Annotated in this window: 17 protein-coding genes and 1 pseudogene; 15 read left to right on the top strand and 3 right to left on the bottom strand. The window is 47.2% G+C overall.

Annotated elements, in window-relative coordinates; genetic code table 11:
- Nucleotides 1-13: 13 nt before the first annotated feature.
- Nucleotides 14-1249, bottom strand: a complete 1236-nt coding sequence (locus DWX61_RS14820; RefSeq protein WP_118626072.1) for a CdaR family transcriptional regulator — start codon at nt 1247-1249, stop codon at nt 14-16.
- A gap of 311 nt (nt 1250-1560) precedes the next feature.
- Here DWX61_RS14820 and DWX61_RS14815 point away from each other — a divergent pair, with 311 nt between their 5' ends.
- Complete coding sequence (locus DWX61_RS14815) at nt 1561-2691, top strand: glycerate kinase family protein (protein ID WP_118626098.1); 1131 nt, start codon at nt 1561-1563, stop codon at nt 2689-2691.
- A gap of 133 nt (nt 2692-2824) precedes the next feature.
- Here DWX61_RS14815 and DWX61_RS14810 read toward each other — a convergent pair whose 3' ends face one another.
- The gene (locus DWX61_RS14810; protein WP_118626070.1) at nt 2825-4618 is read right to left on the bottom strand and encodes a flavin reductase; all 1794 of its coding nucleotides are present in this window, start codon (nt 4616-4618) and stop codon (nt 2825-2827) included.
- Nucleotides 4619-4908: 290 nt separating this feature from the next.
- Between DWX61_RS14810 and DWX61_RS14805 the strand changes: the two genes are divergently transcribed.
- The 14 genes and pseudogenes from DWX61_RS14805 to DWX61_RS14740 all read left to right on the top strand — a co-directional run bounded on the left by DWX61_RS14805 (nt 4909) and on the right by DWX61_RS14740 (nt 16678).
- Nucleotides 4909-5547, top strand: a complete 639-nt coding sequence (locus DWX61_RS14805) for a Crp/Fnr family transcriptional regulator (RefSeq protein ID WP_182434015.1) — start codon at nt 4909-4911, stop codon at nt 5545-5547.
- A 10-nt stretch (nt 5548-5557) separates the two neighbouring features.
- A pseudogene (locus DWX61_RS14800) lies at nt 5558-5659 on the top strand (GNAT family N-acetyltransferase); the annotation flags it as partial.
- Nucleotides 5660-5682: 23 nt separating this feature from the next.
- The gene (gene mnmM / locus DWX61_RS14795) at nt 5683-6249 is read left to right on the top strand and encodes a tRNA 5-(aminomethyl)-2-thiouridylate-methyltransferase MnmM (RefSeq protein ID WP_110102720.1); all 567 of its coding nucleotides are present in this window, start codon (nt 5683-5685) and stop codon (nt 6247-6249) included.
- Between the two features lie 56 nt (nt 6250-6305).
- Entirely contained in the window at nt 6306-6578 is a 273-nt protein-coding gene (locus tag DWX61_RS14790; RefSeq protein ID WP_022427174.1) for a DUF1294 domain-containing protein, read from the top strand.
- A 276-nt stretch (nt 6579-6854) separates the two neighbouring features.
- A complete protein-coding gene (locus tag DWX61_RS14785; RefSeq protein WP_118626066.1) occupies nt 6855-7820 on the top strand; it encodes a beta-ketoacyl-ACP synthase III in 966 nt (321 codons plus the stop codon).
- Between the two features lie 92 nt (nt 7821-7912).
- The gene (gene fabK / locus DWX61_RS14780) at nt 7913-8857 is read left to right on the top strand and encodes an enoyl-[acyl-carrier-protein] reductase FabK (RefSeq protein WP_110102723.1); all 945 of its coding nucleotides are present in this window, start codon (nt 7913-7915) and stop codon (nt 8855-8857) included.
- A gap of 3 nt (nt 8858-8860) precedes the next feature.
- Complete coding sequence (gene fabD, locus DWX61_RS14775) at nt 8861-9781, top strand: ACP S-malonyltransferase (RefSeq protein ID WP_118626064.1); 921 nt, start codon at nt 8861-8863, stop codon at nt 9779-9781.
- Nucleotides 9782-9897: 116 nt separating this feature from the next.
- Nucleotides 9898-10638 carry a 3-oxoacyl-[acyl-carrier-protein] reductase gene (gene fabG, locus DWX61_RS14770; protein WP_118514116.1) on the top strand — a complete coding sequence of 247 codons (741 nt, stop codon included), beginning with the start codon at nt 9898-9900 and terminating at the stop codon, nt 10636-10638.
- Between the two features lie 32 nt (nt 10639-10670).
- Nucleotides 10671-11912 (top strand): beta-ketoacyl-ACP synthase II, encoded by a 1242-nt coding sequence (gene fabF / locus DWX61_RS14765; protein ID WP_015525541.1) that lies wholly within the window; start codon nt 10671-10673, stop codon nt 11910-11912.
- Between the two features lie 4 nt (nt 11913-11916).
- On the top strand, nt 11917-12498 hold the full coding sequence (gene accB, locus DWX61_RS14760) for an acetyl-CoA carboxylase biotin carboxyl carrier protein (protein ID WP_118368501.1): 582 nt from the start codon (nt 11917-11919) through the stop codon (nt 12496-12498).
- 57 nt (nt 12499-12555) lie between these two features.
- On the top strand, nt 12556-12984 hold the full coding sequence (gene fabZ / locus DWX61_RS14755; protein ID WP_015525544.1) for a 3-hydroxyacyl-ACP dehydratase FabZ: 429 nt from the start codon (nt 12556-12558) through the stop codon (nt 12982-12984).
- 9 nt (nt 12985-12993) lie between these two features.
- Nucleotides 12994-14358, top strand: a complete 1365-nt coding sequence (locus tag DWX61_RS14750) for an acetyl-CoA carboxylase biotin carboxylase subunit (RefSeq protein WP_015525545.1) — start codon at nt 12994-12996, stop codon at nt 14356-14358.
- On the top strand, nt 14348-16102 hold the full coding sequence (locus DWX61_RS14745; protein WP_118626062.1) for an acetyl-CoA carboxylase carboxyltransferase subunit alpha: 1755 nt from the start codon (nt 14348-14350) through the stop codon (nt 16100-16102). The genes DWX61_RS14750 and DWX61_RS14745 overlap by 11 nt, the downstream gene beginning before the upstream one ends.
- Nucleotides 16103-16237: 135 nt before the next feature.
- Nucleotides 16238-16678, top strand: coding sequence for a MarR family winged helix-turn-helix transcriptional regulator (locus DWX61_RS14740; RefSeq protein WP_022427168.1), 441 nt, complete (start codon nt 16238-16240; stop codon nt 16676-16678).
- A 141-nt stretch (nt 16679-16819) separates the two neighbouring features.
- On the opposite strand, the gene DWX61_RS14735 is transcribed toward DWX61_RS14740, so the two are convergent.
- Nucleotides 16820-17098, bottom strand: coding sequence for a type II toxin-antitoxin system HicB family antitoxin (locus tag DWX61_RS14735; protein ID WP_118626060.1), 279 nt, complete (start codon nt 17096-17098; stop codon nt 16820-16822).
- Between the last annotated feature and the right edge of the window lie 339 nt (nt 17099-17437).

Below are 17437 nucleotides of genomic sequence, written 5' to 3'. Positions count from 1 at the left end.
TGAAATGACTGGTTCATTCCAGCTCCAATGCCAGATACAACAGAACAGCGTCCCGGAATTTCCGGGGATTGAGACCACATTTTTTATAAATGTGGTTTAATTTATATTGAAGAGTATTTTTGTGGAGAAAAAGCTTCTCTGCGGTATCAGCCAGAGACATTTCCAGGGAAAAATAAGTTCGCAGAAGGTCCTTTTCATCCGGGGAAAGCCGATAAATAGTTTTTACGAAAAATTCTTCGCGGTCTTTCCGAGACACAGAAGAGAGAATGATTTCCAGAGTGAGATCATCAAAAACTGCATAATTTTCTGTACAGATATTGTCAGTAAGGGGCTGGTGAAGGCTCCTCAGGGTAGTTTCCGCAGTATTCAGGGAAAGTCCAAGCTGATACAGAGGTACAGGCTTTCCAACTGCAATGGCCAGAGTGTCTGCATGCTTTTGGGCAAAATTACGAAGCACTGCGGAAAGAGCAGAAAAATTGGAATTATCTGCAACAGCAAGATAATCTCCGGGATAGCGGAAGGTGTGCAGGGTGATCCCGGCGGTTTTGAAAAAAATTTGGATCTGATGTTCCGAAAGAACAGATCCGATGCCAGAGTCTGATTCCGGAGTTTCTGGCTGCGGAGAGGATTCCGGAGAAAGAGTCGTATTTTCGGGATCTGTCAGGGAAGCAGAACTTTCTGAGGATTCCGGAATCCTGCGGGCGATCTTTACGGAAGGATTTCTGCCGGAAGCAGCCGGATACGTATGAATCAATATCAGCCGTTTGGGCGTATCCGGATCGATCTGAAATTCTCTCAGGCATTTCAGAAGATATTCCGGATTCTGGGTCTCCCCATGGAGAAGAGAGCTGATGATAAACTGCTTTTTGTCCGCCTGGTGCCGGCTGTACTGGCCAAGCTCCTGCTCACGGATCAGAAGGCTGGTGATACGCTGTGCCAGAAAGGCATACTTGCGTACCTTTTCCGGGGAACCGGTGATGCCAATCACAGCCAGAAGACAGTCTTCATGGTAAAGAGGCATGTTGATACCCTGGCGTGTTCCTGTAAAATTGTCAGATTCAGCCACCTCGATGGTAGTACCGGTTACAGCAGCTTTCCGTCCGATCTCATGATAGGTTCCGATCCTGGCAGAGTTTGTACTGGCGATAATGGTGCCGGACGGGTTGATAAAATTGATATCGTAGCTGCAGACGTCCTTGATCGTGTTGACGATCTGCTGGGCAAGAGTGTGGCTGATGTGTGTGATCATGGAATCCTCCTGGAAAGACTGATAGTATTTATATTACGGAAGGCCTGATTTTATATTTATGCAGGTAAACGAAATGAGAATACAGGATCTACAGGGTGCTTTCTTTTGGTCAGTATATCATATATGTTTTATGAATTCAATTTGAGTATGTTATTTATAACAAAAAAATATGAAAATAAAGAAAAAATATAGTATACATAATATATACATCCATGCTTAATTTTATTATGATAAAAAACAGAAGCAAGCTTGAATGGAACGGAGAGTACGGATATCAGGTTTACATAAAGATCATGCAGGAGGAAAATAAAATGAAGGTAGTAACAGCGATCGATTCTTTTAAGGGCAGTATGACATCCATGGAGGCAGGCTTTGCAGCCGCTGAAGGTATCCATCGTGTGGATGCGGACGCAGAAGTTCAGGTAAGACCACTGGCAGACGGTGGAGAGGGGACCGTGGAAGCCCTTGTTGCAGGAATGAATGGAAAAACAGAGTATGTAAAGGTTACAGGGCCTCTTGGCGAGCCGGTGATCTGTGAGTATGGCATCATCGAAAGCACAAAGACTGCAGTGATCGAAATGGCCGGTGCAGCAGGGATCACGCAGGTACCGGACGAAAAAAGAAATCCTCTTTATACCACAACCTACGGTGTCGGTGAGGTGATCAGGGACGCCATCGAAAAAGGCTGCCGCAGATTTATTGTGGGCATCGGCGGAAGCGCCACCAATGACGGTGGTGTGGGAATGCTTCAGGCACTTGGCTATGCATTTCTGGACAAAGACGGAAAACAGGTCCTTCCGGGAGCAAGAGGCCTGAAAGACATCACAGAGATCACAGATGCCTATGTGATCCCGGAGCTTGCAGAATGTAAATTCCGTGTTGCCTGCGATGTCACAAATCCTCTTTGCGGAGAGCTTGGATGCAGTGTCATCTACGGACCGCAGAAGGGTGCTACACCGGAAATGATCCAGGACATGGATCAGTGGCTGGGTGCCTACGCAGAGCTTGCAAAGGAGCGTTTTCCGAAAGCGGATCCAAAGTATCCGGGAACAGGTGCCGCCGGCGGAATGGGATTTGCATTCCTGACCTTTACCGATGCAGTTCTGGAATCCGGGATCAATATCGTGCTGGATGAGACAAAACTTGAGGACTACATCAAAAACGCGGATTTTGTGATCACAGGTGAGGGACGCATGGATGGACAGACAGCCATGGGAAAAGCGCCGGTAGGTGTTGCAAAGCTTGCAAAGAAATATGGAAAAAAAGTGATCGCCTTTGCAGGTGCCGTACAGCGTGACGCAAGAGCCTGCAACGATGCAGGGATCGATGCCTTTTTCCCGATCCTCCGTGGAGTGGTAACTCTGGAGGAGGCCATGAAAAATGAGAATGCAAAGCAGAATCTGGCAGATACTGCAGAGCAGGTTATCAGACTGATGAAATAAAAGATATTGAAGAGAACGATACCGCAAAAAGACAGGCCATTCAAAGACCTGTCTTTTGCAGTTTATAAGGTTTATAATTTGTAAAAACAAGGGAGTTGTAACCGGATAAGATCAGCTGATCCAGATTTTTGCCTTATCCTTCGATCGGCTCAAAATCCACAGCGCCATGCTTGCACAGCGGGCAGATGATATCTTCAGGAAGTTCATCGCCTTCATAGATGTATCCGCAGACTTTACATACCCAGCCTTTTTTGCCCTCGGTCTGTGGCTTTGGTTTTACATGTTTCTGGTAGTAGGTGTAAGTCATGGTATCCTGATCGCTCATGACGCGGGCCTCTGTGACGCTGCAGATGAACATTCCGTGAGTGCCGAGATCCACATAGTTTTCTACCTTCAGGGACATGAAAGCATTGATATATTTGTCCAGGAATACCAGGCCGTTGTCGGAGTGGTTTACTTTCTGGCCGGCAAATTTATCGGTGCTTCTGCCGGACTGGAAGCCGAACTGCTCAAAAACAGAGAACGGAGCATCTGTGGACAGGCAGTTTACGTTCATGATACCGGTCTGCTGAATCACGTGGTGAGAGTAGTTTGCCTTGTTGATGTTGACAGCCACGCGATATGGGTTGTCGGTAAGCTGTGTAACGGTATTGACGATCAGACCGTTGTCCTTTTTGCCATCGTTGGAGGTTACCACATAGAGGCCGTAACCGATGCGGAACAGAGCGGTCATATCATTTTTGTTGGCAAGATCATCGCTTTTTGCAATGTATTCCTGGCAGAGCTCATCAGCCATAGCTTCCATCTGTCTGCGGTTTTCTTCGTTTACTGCAGACATGATCTTAACTGTGGTATTCAGCCAGTTGATCTTTTTGCATTTGGAAAGCATTTCTTTCATGACCTTCGCTGCCAGCGGTGCCCAGCTTCCGTTTTCAATCAGTCCTACAGTGCGGTTCTGGAAGTTGTGCTCTGCCAGACGGGTAATAAAGTCGTTCATAAACGGATAGATACCTGCATTATATGTGGTGGTTGCGAGAACCAGCTTGGAGTAACGGAAAGCATCGCTCAGTGCCTGGGACATATCATCTCTTGCAAGGTCATAGATCAGAACACGCGGACATCCTTTGGCACGGAATTTATCGGCAAGCTGTGCGACTGCTGTTCTTGTGTGGCCGTAAACGGAAGTGTAGGCGATCACGATTCCGTCATCCTCCGGTGTATAGGAAGACCAGGTATCATAGAGACTGATATAATGTCCAAGATCTTCAGTAAGAACCGGTCCGTGGAGCGGGCAGATGGTCTGGATATCCAGAGTTGCGGCTACTTTCAGAAGATTCTGCACCTGCACACCATATTTTCCAACGATGCCGATATAGTATCTTCTTGCCTCATCGTCCCATGGTTCATCTGCATCCAGGGCACCGAATTTTCCGAAGCCGTCTGCGGAAAAAAGAACCTTTTCTGTGCTGTCATAAGTGACCATAACCTCCGGCCAGTGAACCATCGGTGCAAATACAAAAGTCAGATTGTGTTTTCCAAGGGAAAGGGTTCCGCCGTTATCTACGATGATCTGATGACTTTCCAGATCCAGGTCAAAGAAATTCTGCATCATGGCGAAGGCTTTTTTGTTGGAAACAACGATGGTGTCCGGATAAGCCTTCAGGAAGTTTGCGATGTTGGCTGCATGATCCGGTTCCATATGCTGTACGATCAGATAATCCGGTTTCCGGTCACCCAGAACTTTCTGGATATTATCAAGCCATTCGTGAGTAAAATTTGCATCTACCGTATCCATAACCGCAATTTTTTCGTCCAGGATCACATAGGAGTTGTAGGACATGCCGTTCGGCACTTTGTACTGGCCTTCAAAAAGGTCAACCTGATGATCATTAACGCCTACATATTTGATGGTATCTGTGATTTTCATGAGCGATTCCTCTTTTCTTTCTATGGTGGATTTATTTATATGCTTCAGGTTTTGTTTGTTTCTTAACTTTGATAAAAATATAACAGAAATCGACAACAAAAACTGTTGCAAATACAACAAAACAGAAAAAAATTCCAGACTTTACATTTTTTTCGTGCTGGTATAAAATCAGAAACATGCAGCAAAATAAAATACGGATATCTGCTTTGAGAGTCCTCTTACATAGTCCTGGATGCAGAGAGAAAAGTACAGATATGCGGAAGATTATTTTGCCGGTGGGAGGAAAATTTATGGAGCATATCACTTTATTTACGGATATTTTGCCCGAAGAACAGGAAAGGATGCGTGTCTGCTTCAAAGTCCGGGAGAAAGTTTTTCAGAATGGAGAAACCATAATGGAATATTCCAGCTCCATGAAAAAGATCGGTCTGATCCAGGAGGGAAGAGCAGTTCTCTACTGCTGTGACGAGGATGGAAATGAGTATGTCATCGATGAATTGAATAAGGACAGTGTATTTGGCGAACCGTTTCTGCTTTCGTCAGATTCCCAGCATTATTATGTATGTGCCACTACCGTGACGAAAGTGCTGTTTATTGATTATGAGCATGTGATCAAGCGCTGTGAAAATGCCTGTCATCATCACAGCCAGATGGTCAGTAATCTGCTGCAGATGACGGCCCTTCGTTCCAGGCAGCAGACAGATCGGATATACATGCTTTCACGATCCTCCACCAGGAAGAAGCTGATAGCCTATCTGCATTCTCTGGCTGCGGAAAAAAATGCCGGGAAATTCAAGCTGCCCATGTCCTATACCGCACTGGCCCAGTACTTAAGTGTGGACCGGAGTGCTATGATGCGGGAGATCAAAAATCTCTCGGATGAGGGTGTGATCCGAAGAGACGGACGGAATGTGGAGCTGCTTAAATAAAGAAGATCATCATGAGAGACTTGGATTTATCCAGCTTGGCGTGATCCCGAAGGGATTCCGTATGAAGGACGGACATTATGAGGATATCTGTCCGTATTATCATGAACTGTAAGAGAATTTTGAAAGGATTTTTAAATGAAAAATCTTCAGATCACTGCATACACGCAGCATTTTATACGGCAGCAGGTCATGCCGGGAGACATTTGTATCGATGCAACAATGGGAAATGGCAATGACACGGCTCTGTTAAGCCAGCTTGCAGGAAAAAGGGGACGGGTTCTGGCTTTTGACATTCAGAAGCAGGCACTGGAACATACGGAGGAGCGCCTGAAAAGAGATAACTGTCCGGAAAATTATCAGCTTCTTCTGGAATCCCATGAGAATATGGATGTTTATGCAGAAGCAGAAACAGTGTCCTGCATCACCTTTAATCTGGGATATCTTCCCGGCGGAGACCATTCGGTGGCAACCAGAGCAGACAGCAGCAAAAGAGCGGTGGAAAGCGGACTTAAGCTTCTGAAAAAAGGCGGACTTATGACACTTTGCATTTACAGTGGCGGGGATACGGGATATCAGGAACGGGATGAGATGCTTGTGTTTATCCGTCAGCTGGATCCTCATAAATATCTGGTGATCCTGTCGGAATATGCAAACCGGCCCAATGATCCGCCCATACCGGTGCTGATCATCAAACTGCAATGAAGACATAAATCGGTTACTGTCCGAAATACAGGACACAGATCCTGGAGAGAGCTATCATGAATGATTACATATATTATTATCTGCTTGCAGTCAATATCCTGGCCTTTGTGCTTTTTGGAGTTGACAAGCAGAAAGCACGTCGTAATAAATGGCGGATCCCGGAGAAGACTCTGATCTTAAGTGCTGTCATCGGTGGCAGCGTCGGGGCGATCCTTGGCATGAGATTTTTTCACCACAAAACCCGAAAAGCCAGATTTGCAATTGGTGTACCGGTGATACTGCTGGTGCAGATTGGTGTGGTGTGCCTGGTACAGTGGGCGATGAAGTAAAATTATGAAGGCAATAACTATAAATGCAATAACCATAAATACAATACTTGTCTGAAAAAAACAAGACAGCTGTCACAGGACAGAGGAGAGACCAATACTCCACGCCTGGGCAGCTGTTATTTTTTTCATAAAAGGATGCTCAAAAATTCCTTCTTGACAAATACTTTTATGATGATATAATTTGATAATCAAAATATTTTAAGATAAAAGATAATTCAGAGAACAGCAGTACAGATTTATACAGACTGATTTAAGACAGATATCATGGAGAAAAATATGACAGGTAAAATATGCGGAACCGGTTCCTGGGCACCGGACAGAGTGTGGGATAACAACGATCTGGCAAAGATGGTGGAAACCAGTGATCAGTGGATCCGGGAAAGAACCGGTGTGGTACAGAGACATATTGCAAAAGAGGACGAAGATACTGTGACGATGGCAGCGGGGGCAGCATTAAGAGCTCTGGAAGACGCAGAAATGAAGGCAGAAGAGATCGATCTGATCCTTGTGGCAACCATTTCTCCAACAGAGATCATGCCCTGTGTGGCATGTGGGGTGCAGGAGCGGCTCGGAGCGGAAAATGCTACCTGCTTTGATCTGAACGGCGCCTGCACAGGATCTCTTCTGGCACTGAACACTGCGCAGGCATATCTGGCCCAGGGGATATACAGGAATGTCCTTGTGATCGGTGCGGAAAAGCTGTCCGGTTTAACGGACTGGACAGATCGCGGCACCTGCATTCTTTTCGGAGATGGTGCAGGAGCAGTCGTACTGAGAGCAGAAGAGGGTGGAAGCTATGCACAGGTAACCCATTCCATCGGAAAAAAAGGCGGTGCACTTACCTTACAGAGCAGAAATCAGATCCGCTATGAAAATGATCCGAAGGCAAAGGAAACCTACATACAGATGAACGGAAAGGAAGTGTTCAGCTTTGCCGTGAGCAAGGTACCGGAGGCTGTGAAGGAGCTTCTTTCCCGAGAGCAGGTTTCCTGTGAAGATATCAGTTATTATCTTCTCCATCAGGCAAATGAGCGGATCATCTGTTCCGCAGCAAGGAGGCTGGGCGAAGACATTTCCAAGTTCCCTATGAATATGGACAGATACGGCAATACTTCTTCCGCAAGTCTTCTTATCCTCCTGGATGAGATGAAAAAAAGCGGAAAACTGCAGCGTGGTGACAGACTGGTCCTTGCAGGCTTCGGCGGCGGACTGACGTATGGAGCAAGCCTGATCGAGTATTAAAGCCCCTGTTAATGGAATGTTGAAAATAAGAGTGGAACCAAATAAACCGCGGATGCTTTTATCCGCTTGATTTAATTTTCCGGAGGTAAAAGATGAAAACAAGAGTTACAGAATTACTTGGTATTGAATATCCCATCATCCAGGGCGGTATGGCCTGGGTGGCAGATCATCACATTGCGGCAGCAGTATCCGAGGCAGGCGGCCTGGGACTGATCGCAGCTGCAAATGCACCGGCAGAGTGGGTGCGTGAGCAGATCCGTGAGGCGAAAAAACTGACAGATAAACCTTTTGGTGTAAATATCATGCTGATGAGTCCGAGTGCCGATGAGGTTGCGAAGATCGTTGTAGAAGAAGGCATCAAGGTAGTAACAACCGGTGCCGGAAGCCCGGAAAAATACATGGAAGCATGGAAAGCTGCCGGAGTAAAGGTGATCCCGGTTGTTGCATCTGTAGCTCTTGCAAGAAGAATGGAGCGCTGTGGCGCAGATGCAGTGGTAGCAGAGGGAACCGAGTCCGGAGGACATATCGGTGAGACAACCACTATGGCGCTGGTACCGCAGGTCGTGGATGCAGTAAAGATCCCGGTAATTGCAGCAGGTGGAATTGCAGACGGTCGTGGGATCGCGGCAGCCTTTATGCTGGGTGCAGAAGCCGTACAGATGGGAACCCGATTTGTGGCAACAGAGGAATGTCATGTACATGAGAATTACAAACAGTTCCTTCTGAAAGCCAGAGATATCGACACAAGAGTAACCGGCCGTACCACAGGTCATCCGGTCCGTACCTTAAGAAACCCTATGACAAAGGAATATCTGGAGAAAGAAGCAGCAGGCGCATCCTTTGAGGAACTGGAAATGCTGACACTTGGTGGTCTCAGGAAGGCTGTTGTTGATGGCGATGTAAAAACCGGAAGCGTTATGTCCGGACAGATCGCAGGTATGGTAAAGGATGTACCGACCTGTAAGGAGCTGATGGCAAGACTGATCAGAGAGACAAAAGAGACTGTAAAGAAAAACAGCTTTCTTGTGGAGGAATAATAAATGGGAAAAACAGCATTCATCTTTCCGGGCCAGGGTGCACAGAAGGCCGGAATGGGAAAAGATTTTTATGAGAAATACGATACAGCAAAGGATGTTTTCGACTCTGCCGGCAAGTGGCTGGATTTGGATATGAAAGCACTTTGCTTTGAAGAAAATGACAGGCTTGACCTGACTGAATATACACAGGCTGCACTGGTCACCACCTGTCTTGCCATGGAGAAGGTGGTAGAGGAGATGGGACTTCACCCGGATGTAACTGCAGGATTAAGCCTTGGCGAGTACTGCGCTATTGAAGCTGCCGGCGGCATGGAACTGAAGGATGCTGTTACTACCGTGAGAAAAAGAGGAATCCTTATGGAGCAGGCAGTTCCGGCAGGTAAGGGAAGCATGGCAGCAGTTATGGGAATGGAGACAGAGAAGATCGAGGAAGTGCTTGCAGACATTGCAGATGTAAGTATTGCAAACTACAACTGTCCCGGCCAGATCGTGATCACAGGCCTTGCGGAAGCAGTTGAGGAAGCTTCTGAAAAGCTGAAGGCAGCCGGAGGAAGAAGAGTGATCCCGTTAAATGTCAGCGGACCGTTCCACTCCGCAATGCTTGCCACTGCAGGAAAAGAACTGGGAAAGGTTCTGGAGGGTGTCACACTTCATGAACTTAAAATCCCGTATGTGACAAACGTGACCGCAGAGTATGTGGAAGATCCGGCGGAAACAAAAGAACTTCTGGAAAAACAGATTTCTTCTTCCGTGCGCTGGCAGCAGAGTGTGGAAAATATGATCCGTCAGGGAGTAGATACATTTATTGAGATCGGACCGGGAAGAACCCTTGCCGGATTTATGAGAAAGATCGACAGAAATGTAAAAGTATATAACATCCAGACCGTAGAAGATGCAGAGAAGGTCTGCCGGGAACTGGTATAAATATTGGGAAAAACAGATAAAGAATCAAAAGTAAAGTAGGCATAGGGCAGCAGACAGAAATGCCAGGTAACAAATGCGGATCACGGACGACCGCATAACATCAGAAAGGAATTCATATGTCAGAGAAAAAAATCGCAGTCGTAACAGGCGGTGCACGTGGAATCGGGAAAGCCATCGCCCTGGAACTTGCAAAGGCAGGAAATCTTGTAGTGATCAATTATAACGGCTCAGAAGAAAAAGCCCGGGAAACAAAAGCAGAGATCGAGACAGCCGGTGGCCAGGCAGATATCCTGCAGTGCAATGTGGCAGATTTTGATGCATGTGAAGCTTTTTTTAAAGCCGTTGCAGAGAAATACGGACGTGTTGATATTCTGGTAAATAATGCCGGAGTTACGAAGGACGGACTTCTCATGAAAATGAGTGAGGAAGATTTTTCCAGAGTTGTTGACATCAATCTGAAAGGAACCTTCAACTGCATCCGTCATGTGTCCAGAATGATGCTGAAGCAGAGAAGCGGACGGATCATCAGCCTTTCATCGGTGGTAGGACTTCGTGGAAATGCAGGACAGGCCAATTATGCGGCATCCAAAGCCGGGATCATCGGTCTTACAAAATCCGCTGCAAAGGAGCTGGCATCCAGAGGAATCACGGTCAACGCCATTGCACCGGGATTTATCAAAACAGACATGACAGACGTGCTTTCTGACAAAGTAAAAGAAAATATTGCGGCATCTATCCCCATGGGAAGCATGGGAACAGCAGAAGACGTGGCAAAGGCAGCCGCATTTCTGGCATCAGACGGTGCACGTTACATCACAGGACAGGTACTTCGCGTAGACGGCGGAATGGCAATGTAAAGGAGGCTCCCCGGAGTCAGGAGGATAGATTGATGAAAAGACGAGTAGTAGTAACAGGACTTGGAGCAGTAACACCGATCGGAAATGATGTGGAAAGCTTCTGGAACGGAGTAAAAGAAGGAAAGGTGGGGATCGGACCGATCACCCGTTTTGATACGACCGGATACAAGGCAACATTGGCAGCAGAGCTTAAAGATTTTGTGGCAAAGGATCGCATGGATCCGAGAACTGCAAGAAGAATGGAGCCTTTTTCCCAGTATGCGGTAGCAGCTGCACTGGAAGCAGTGGAAAATTCCGGGCTTAAGATGGAAGAGGAAGATCCGTACATGGTAGGCGTTATCATCGGCTCCGGTGTGGGAAGTCTTCAGGCTACCGAGACCAATGAGAAGAAGCTTATGGAAAAAGGTCCTTCAAGAGTGGATCCGCTTCTTGTTCCGAAGATGATCACAAATATGGCAGCCGGAAATGTTTCTATCGCTACCGGCGCAAAAGGAAAATGCACCAACGTGGTAACGGCATGTGCGACAGGAACACATTGTATCGGAGATGCTTTCCGTGCCATTCAGTATGGTGATGCAGATGTAATGCTTGCCGGTGGTACAGAGGGAGCTGTCTGCCCTATCGGTATCGCGGGCTTTGCAAGTCTTACTGCACTGAGTACAAGTGAAGATCCGCTGCGTGCATCCATTCCGTTTGATAAAGACAGAGGCGGTTTTGTAATGGGCGAGGGTGCAGGTGTGGTTGTTCTGGAAGAATTGGAGCATGCCAAAAAGAGAAATGCCAATATCCTGGCAGAGGTTGTGGGATACGGTGCAACTGCAGATGCATTCCATATCACATCTCCGGCCGAGGACGGAAGCGGCGCCGCACGTGCTATGGAAAATGCCATGAAGGAAGCAGGTGTTGCACCGGCGCAGGTAGATTATATCAATGCACACGGAACCGGAACACATCACAATGATCTGTTTGAAACAAGAGCTATCAAGCTTGCGTTTAAGGACGCTGCCAAGGATGTAAAGATCAATTCCACAAAATCCATGGTGGGCCATCTTCTTGGCGCAGCAGGAGCTGTTGAGTTTATCGTATGCGTAAAATCCATTCTGGACGGATTTATCCATCAGACAGTGGGAACAACAGAAACAGAGGAGGAGCTTGATCTGAACTATATGATCGGCGCTCCGGCAAAACAGGAAGTTCGTTATGCAATGAGCAATTCCCTTGGATTTGGAGGACACAACGGAACATTGCTTGTAAAGAAGTATGAGGAGGACTGAAGCTATGGAATTTAACCAGATTCTTGAACTGATCGATCACGTATCTGCATCAGAGCTTACTGCCTTTACATATGAGACAGCAGATCTGACCTTAAGTATGGAGCATGGAAAGCCACAGATCATTCAGGGGGTTATAGGAGAAACTGTGGAAAACATTCCGGCAGTAGGAATGACCGGTGGAAAAGTCCGCAGGGCAGTGAATACAGCACCGGTGGCAGGCAAAGATCCTGTGGTACCGGCTTCAACAGATGAAATGGCAGTGACAGTGACAGGAAAAACTGTGGCAGAAGCACAGGGAGTGAAAGGTACTGAGCAGTCGGAAACCGTACCACAGAGCGGGGAAGATCAGACAGGCAGCCTGGTAACATCTCCGCTGGTAGGAACCTTCTATGCTGCACCGTCCCAGGATCTTCCGCCTTACGTTCAGGTGGGAGACAAGGTAAAAAAAGGCCAGGTTCTTGCAATCGTGGAAGCTATGAAGCTGATGAATGAGATCGAAAGTGATTTTGACGGCGAGATCGCAGAGATCTATGTGGAGAACGGACAGCCGGTAGAATACGGTCAGAAGCTTTTCCGTATCCGATAAGTACCTTCAGATCAGAATCAGAGAATAAGAAAAATTATTGTTTCAGGAGGATAGAGAATGAAGCATCTTGATGTAAAACAGATCGAGGAGATCATTCCACACAGACATCCGTTTCTGCTTGTGGACTATATTGAAGATTATGAGCCGGGTGAATTTGCTGTCGGATATAAATGTGTGACCTTCCGCGAGGATTTTTTTCGGGGACATTTTCCCCAGGAGCCGGTAATGCCGGGTGTTCTGATGGTAGAAGCGCTGGCACAGGTGGGTGCGGTAGCCATTCTTTCCCTGGAGGACATGAAGGGAAAAACCGCTTATTTCGGAGGCATCAACAAGTGTAAATTCCGCAGAAAGGTAGCTCCGGGAGACAAGCTCCGTCTTGAAACAAAGATCATCCGCAGAAAGGGTCCTGTAGGCATTGGTTCTGCAGTGGCATCTGTGGATGGCGAGGTTGCCGTAGAGGCTGAGCTTACATTTATGATCGGGTAAGGTGATTGTATGATTCGAAAGTTACTGATCGCCAACAGAGGCGAGATTGCGGTGCGTATTATCCGTGCCTGCAGAGAAATGGGAATTGCCACAGTGGCGGTTTATTCTGAGGCAGATGAGGAAAGCCTTCACACACAGCTGGCGGACGAAGCAATCTGTATCGGACCGGGACCATCTGCACAGAGCTATCTGAATATGGAACAGATCATCAGTGCAACCATGGTTTCCGGTGCGGATGCCATTCATCCGGGATTTGGTTTTCTTTCTGAAAATGCCAGATTTGCGGAGCTCTGTGAAAAATGCGGGATCACATTTGTGGGTCCGCCATCAAAGGTCATCCGTATGCTGGGCAACAAAAAAATTGCAAGAAGCACCATGATCGCAGCTGGTGTTCCGGTAGTTCCGGGCAGCGAAGGGGATGTGGAGGATATTGAAACCGGTCTTAAGGAAGCTGAGAGGATCGGTTATCCGGTGATCATCAAGGCAGCTCTTGGCGGCGGCGGAAAAGGCATGCGTGTGGCAAACACACCGGAGGAATTTCCGGAAGCCTATGCAACCGCCAGAAAAGAGTCTGAGATCGCTTTTGGCGACGGTACCATGTATATTGAACATTTCGTGGTAAATCCGAGACATATTGAGTTTCAGATCCTTGCAGACAGCTTCGGAAATGTGATCCATCTGGGAGAGCGTGACTGCTCTATCCAGAGAAATCATCAGAAGATGATCGAGGAATCTCCAAGTGCTGCAGTTTCTCCGGAATTAAGAGAAAAAATGGGGCATGCGGCGGTGACGGCGGCGAAAGCAGCCGGTTACGTAAATGCGGGAACGATCGAATTTCTTCTGGAACCGGATGGAAAATTCTGGTTTATGGAAATGAATACAAGGATCCAGGTGGAGCATCCGGTGACAGAGTGGGTAACAGGAATCGATCTTGTAAAGGAGCAGCTGAAGATCGCTTCCGGAATGCCTCTTGAGATCGCTCAGGAGGATGTCCGGATCCAGGGACACGCCATTGAGTGCAGGATCAATGCTGAAAATCCTCAGAAAAATTTCCGCCCTTCGCCGGGAACTATCCAGGGAGCGCATTTTCCGGGGGGAAACGGGATCCGTGTGGATACCTGTGTGTATAACGGCTGTAAGATCCCGCCTTATTATGATTCCATGCTTGCGAAGCTGATCGTTCATGCAGGTAACCGAAAAGAAGCCATTGCAAAAATGCAGAGTGCTCTTGGTGAGGTGATCATTGACGGAATCGATACAAATATTGACTATCAGTACGAAATCCTGAAAGATGAGGATTATCAGTCCGGAAACTTTGACACTGGCTTTCTTGCCAGCCATATCATTGCGGGAGTGAAGATCAATGAGAATTAAGCACATGTTCAAAAAAACAGTCAGGGATATCCGGGGTGAGGAACAGGAAAACATTCCGGAGGTGCCGGATAATCTGATGCGTAAATGCAACGCCTGCAAAGCGGCGGTTTTTGTAGACGAGGTAAAGCAGAATCAATACATCTGTCCCCACTGCGGAAATTATTTCCATGTACCCGCTTATCGTCGGATTAAACTGATCGCAGATAGAAAGAGCTTTGTGGAGTGGGATGCTCACATGGAAGAACAGAATCCCCTTCAGTACAGAGGCTACGAGGAAAAGCTTCAGGGGCTTCGTGAAAAGACAGGGCTTGATGAGGCTGTAGTTACCGGAAAGTGTACTATAAAAGGGACACCTGTGGCACTTGGTGTCTGTGACTGTCGTTTCATGATGTCCAGTATGGGAGAAGTCGTGGGGGAAAAGATCACGCGGGCTTTTGAACGTGCCACAGAGGAGAAGCTGCCGGTAATCCTCTATATCTGTTCCGGCGGTGCCAGAATGCAGGAGGGCCTGGTTTCCCTGATGCAGATGGCAAAAACCAGTATGGCCATCCGGAAGCACAGCGATGCCGGACTTCTTTATGTGCCGGTCCTCACAGACCCGACAACAGGCGGCGTGACGGCAAGCTTTGCTATGCTGGGAGATATTATCCTGGCAGAGCCGAAAGCGCTGATCGGTTTTGCAGGTCCCAGAGTGATCGAGCAGACCATCGGGCAAAAGCTTCCCAAAGGCTTCCAGAGAGCGGAATTTCTTCTGGAACACGGCTTTGTGGACAAGATCGTAAAGCGTGAGGAGCAGAGGATCGTATTGTCGGATATTCTGAGATTGCATCAGAACAAAGCCTTGAATAATGTACAGTCCGATAATACGGACATTAAAAACGGGCTCAATCCTGACAATCAGGAATCAATGGAAACTGTTGAGGAAGATATTAGGATCTGGCCGGACTTCGTCCCATCCGGAGATTTCACTCCCTGGGAACATGTCCAGCTTGCCAGAGCCAAAACACGCCCTACAGGAAAGGACTACATCGAAGCGCTTTTTGACGATTTCATGGAATTTCACGGAGACCGTCACTGCGGGGATGATCCGGCAGTGATCGGTGGTGTGGCATTTTTCCACGGACAGCCGGTAACTGTCCTTGTACAGGAAAAAGGAGAGGGTACAAAGGAAAACATTACCCGGAATTTCGGAATGGTATCTCCGGAGGGGTACTGGAAATCCCTGCGCCTGATGCAGCAGGCAGAGAAATTTCACCGTCCGGTGATCTGCCTTGTAGATACACCAGGCGCATTCTGCGGGCTGGAAGCTGAGGAACGTGGACAGGGTGAAGCCATTGCAAAAAATCTCTATACACTGGCAGGTCTCACAGTGCCGGTGCTTTCCGTTGTGATCGGTGAAGGCGGAAGCGGAGGTGCCCTTGCCTTGGCAGTGGCAGATGAGGTATGGATGCTGGAGCATTCCGTTTATTCCATCCTGTCCCCGGAGGGCTTTGCCTCCATTCTCTGGAAAGACAGCAAAAAGGCAAAGGAAGCAGCAGCAGTGATGAAGCTCACAGCTGCAGACCTTTACCAGATGGGGATGATCGAGCATGTGATTCCGGAAGCAGAGCCTGTAAGCCGTGAGAACATAAATGATATCGCAGGTTATCTGGAAAACGGAATTGCGGATTTTCTTGAGAAATATGGCGAAGAAGAGCCGGAGAAGCTTCTGGAACATCGCTATGAACGTTTCCGGAAAATGTAGAAGCAATAAGTGCAGTGATTTTGTAGCCCGCAAAGTAAAAATCCAGTGGAAAAAATGCCATATTTATGTTACGATGGCTTCATAAACAGAGAACCGGAGAAGCCTTTTTGCTCCGGAGAAACAGGAGCGGGTAGAGTGGACAATCGGGAAGTTATAAATGACGTGCTGGTGAATTTGTTCAATGAGATCCTCCGACTGGAGGAGGAAGCCATCATCACAGATAAATATAAAGATATTTCCAACAATGATATGCACATTATCGAGGCTGTAGGCCTTGGAGGGGGGAACATGTCCTCCATTGCAGCCAAGCTTAAGATCACTGTAGGCTCCCTCACAACATCTATGAACAGTCTTGTAAAAAAAGGCTATGTGAAGAGAGAACGAAGTGAGAAGGACCGGCGTGTGGTATTTATCCAGCTTACAAATAAGGGACGTATGGCATATCATCATCATGCGGAGTTTCACAGGCAGATGACAGAAGCGGTGATCGCAGAGTTGAATGAGAATGAGACAGAAGTGCTGGTAAAAGCACTGGACGGACTGCGTAAATTTTTCAGACAGTATCATGAACAATAAAGAAATGTATAATAAAAGCATCCGGATCGGTAATGAAGGACAATTACCGATCCGGATGCTTTTTGCATAACAGGCATTTTCGATCCGGACATTTATTGAAAATGATATTAAATGCCGCCTTTGTTTTTGTGATACGAGAGGTTATTCGTCCCAGCCATCCTGGAAGCGGATATTTACAGAGATATTGCGGACAACGTCTCCCTCCTGAAGCTCCAGATCGCTCTCATCGGAAACCGGAGGAAGCTTTCCCTCAAATTCCATAAGCTCTGTGTAGATCCAGTCGTATGCAGCTGCATTGGCATTTTCGATGGCATCATCCAGCGTGTCACCGTTGGCTTCACAGCAGGTAAGATCCGGGAAAAAAGCATTGTATTTTTTGTCCTCTGTGGGACGGAAAACTGCGGGATATATAAATTTCATAGGTAAGATTCCTTTCTTTTTTTAAATGAAGTGATTCGTGTAATACCACGAATATGAATAGTTTTACCTGACCAGGATAAGTATATACCAATTTCAGAATGAGGGCAAGCGAGTTCATGACCGAACGAAAGATCCAAATAAGGTCACTGTTCACTCCGTTCTCAGTAACACGCTTCGCGATGCACAGAATTTATGCTGATCGCATAAATTCGCGCGGTATGTCTCGGGTTTTCTGTGACCTTCGCTCACAAAAAACACCTCGCGGAACATTACCAGTGAAAAGTAACAAGAACAGCAGAGTTTTGAGGATATTATAATCAGAAAATTGTCGTATATAAG

The sequence above is a fragment of the Ruminococcus sp. AF20-12LB genome (genome assembly GCF_003478985.1).
GTDB lineage: Bacteria > Bacillota > Clostridia > Lachnospirales > Lachnospiraceae > Blautia_A.
Note: the sequence above shows the minus strand (reverse complement) of the source record. Positions and strands in the feature narration are given on the sequence as shown.